This window comes from Bradyrhizobium sp. MI1.4 (genome assembly GCF_055811315.1).
On sequence record NZ_JBVVPP010000129.1, the window covers coordinates 1 to 1,139 of the forward strand.

The window sequence follows — 1,139 nt, forward strand, 5'->3', positions numbered from 1 at the left end:
GTTCGTCGGTTGCTGGTGGTGCGATCGGCGGCACGCTGACGACCGCGCTGACCTTCTCGACCGCTTCCACCCCGGTCGCGGATCCGGTTGCCCAAACGGCCCGCGCCAACCTGGTCAGCCAGTACAACAACATCCTGAACCAGATCGATACGACCTCGCAGGACTCCTCGTTCAACGGTGTGAACCTGTTGAACGGCGACCAGCTCAAGCTGGTGTTCGACGAGACCGGCAAGTCGAGCCTGAACATCACGGGCGTGACCTACAACTCGAAGGGCCTGGGTCTCGCTTCGTTGACCAACGGTGTCGACTTCATCGACAACGCTGCCACCAACAAGGTGCTGACCAATTTGAACGCCGCGTCCAGCACGCTGCGTTCGGAAGCCTCGGCGCTAGGTTCGAACCTCTCGGTAGTGCAGGTTCGTCAGGACTTCAACAAGAGCCTGATCAACGTGCTGCAAACCGGTTCGTCCAACCTGACTCTGGCCGACACCAACACTGAAGCGGCGAACAGCCAGGCGCTGTCGACCCGCCAGTCGATCGCGGTCTCCGCGCTGTCGCTGGCCAACCAGTCGCAGCAGAGCGTGCTTCAGCTGCTCCGCTAACAAGCGGACAACATCGCAAGCAAAACAGGGCGGCGGGGCTTCGGCTCCGCCGCTTTCTTGTGTCGAGGTGCCGGAAGACGTCGTGCAGTGGACGGAGACGATGCGTTCCAATGCAGCCAATTGCTTACTCTGAGTTATGGTTGACAAGTCGCAAACACACCGCGCTGCACGAAAAAGCATCATTCTATCATGACGATACACGAGGGCGTGATCAGGCTTCGATCGCGTATATGGTGAATCCGCGCAAGGACTGGCGCGACACACTTCATGCTTTGTTAGCCCCAACCATTCACCGTTCCGGACATCGATTAATCCTAATCGAAGTTTGTTGCGTTGCGTACCAGAAGGGTAACAGTCTATGTCCGGTATCGTTCTCTCCTCCTCGGTTCGTCAGAACCTCCTCTCCCTCCAGTCCACCGCTGATCTTCTCGCCACCACTCAAAGCCGCTTGTCGACCGGGAAGAGCGTCAACTCGGCCCTGGACAATCCGACCAACTTCTTCACGGCACAGTCGCTCGACAACCGCGCCAGCGACAT

General features: G+C 58.6%; 2 protein-coding genes. Both read left to right on the forward strand.

Annotation, left to right across the window (positions count from 1 at the left end):
• Positions 1 to 602, forward strand: a 602-nt coding sequence (locus AC0L23_RS39920; protein WP_473358414.1) for a flagellin, incomplete at its 5' end; no start/stop codon positions are given.
• Positions 603 to 960: 358 nt separating this feature from the next.
• On the forward strand, positions 961 to 1,139 hold a 179-nt coding region (locus AC0L23_RS39925; RefSeq protein WP_473358415.1), incomplete at its 3' end, for a flagellin N-terminal helical domain-containing protein.